This is a genomic window from Nocardioides sp. P4_G4 (assembly GCF_056401085.1).
The window spans coordinates 1-1,373 of sequence record NZ_JBFUKA010000180.1 but is presented as its reverse complement, the minus strand read 5'-3'; the positions used below and the strand labels follow the sequence as shown (position 1 = coordinate 1,373).

2 protein-coding genes are annotated in these 1,373 nt (G+C 68.5%); both read left to right on the top strand.

The features are described from left to right. Positions 1–446 precede the first annotated feature (446 nt). Entirely contained in the window at positions 447–590 is a 144-nt protein-coding gene (locus AC1DQF_RS21580; RefSeq protein ID WP_477527272.1) for a hypothetical protein, read from the top strand. 173 nt (positions 591–763) lie between these two features. Continuing rightward, positions 764–1,330: a YceI family protein gene (locus tag AC1DQF_RS21575; protein WP_477527271.1), complete on the top strand. Its 567-nt coding sequence runs from the start codon at positions 764–766 to the stop codon at positions 1,328–1,330. The last annotated feature ends 43 nt before the right edge of the window (positions 1,331–1,373 follow it).

Sequence of the window (1,373 nt, the reverse complement as noted above, 5' to 3'; positions counted from 1 at the left end):
GTCCTCCACCTCGAACCGGCGGCCGTCATTGGCCTCTCGCCACTCTCCGTCGATGAACAGAAGGTCCGGCTGATCGCTCATGAAATCCATCGTGCCAGACGCCACGGACAGCCCCGTCCGGTCTGGACCTGCGGCCGCTGGGACGGGGCCGGTCCTGACCAGTCCGGCGATCTCGCCAAGACCGGGACACCCCGCCCCTGGGGGTGACACAGTTCTGCCGCGAGCCCCTTGCTGACCCCATGCAGCAAGGGGCTCGCGTGCGTCCGCACGCCTCCGGTCGAGCCCTACATGCCGGTCCCGCGCTCCCCGGTGGTGGAGGAAGTCCCCGCCCACGGCCCCACGACGCGCCGTACAGGTGGAGCGCCACGCCCTATTTCACCGTTGTCTTGGCGTCCCGGGGGAGGTCGGCTAGTCTAGGTGAACAGAAGGTGAACGGGAGGTGTCACATGAGCGACCACACGACGACTGCACCGCAGCGCGACGGTCTCGTCTGCCGATGGGTCGAGGTCACCGACGCGTCGGGGCGCACGCACATGGAGGCACGCTGGGTGGCGCCCCGGATCGCGGCGCTCGCCCCGCACGCCGCCTGAGTCCGTCCGACTCCACACCGGAGCCACCAGCCCGCGAGGGCCGGTGGCTCCTTGTCGTGGCGGGGACTGCCGGGCGTGCGCAACGACCACGTCGAGCGAGCTGGGGAATGAAACGGACTGCGGTACTGTTTAGATAGTTGAAATCTCCACCACCTACCGCACCGGGAGCCACCATGACCGACTTCGACACCCCCACCACCGCCATCGCCGACATCACCGGCGACTACACCATCGACCCGTCGCACAGCACCCTCGGCTTCGTCGCCCGCCACGCGATGGTCACCAAGGTCCGCGGCCAGTTCAACGGCTTCGAGGGCACCGCCCACGTCGACGCCGCCGACCCGGCCCAGTCCCGCGTCGACCTGACCATCGAGGTCGCCTCCGTCGACACCCGCAGCGCCGACCGCGACGGTCACCTCAAGTCCGGCGACTTCTTCGACGCCGAGACCTACCCGAACATCCGCTTCGTCTCCACCGACGTCAAGCGCGACGGCTCCGAGTGGGCCGTCACCGGCGACCTGACCATCAAGGACGTCACCAAGTCGGTCACGATCCCCTTCGAGGAGACCGGCTCCGCGCAGGACCCCTTCGGCAACGTGCGCGTCGGCTTCGAGGGCGCGACCACGGTCAACCGCAAGGACTTCGGCCTCACCTGGAACGCCGCGCTCGAGACCGGTGGCGTCCTCGTCTCCGAGAAGATCAAGCTCGAGTTCGACATCTCGGCGATCAAGTCCGCCTGATCCACTCGGCGTACCCAGCACGAACGCCTCGAGCCGGCCACCC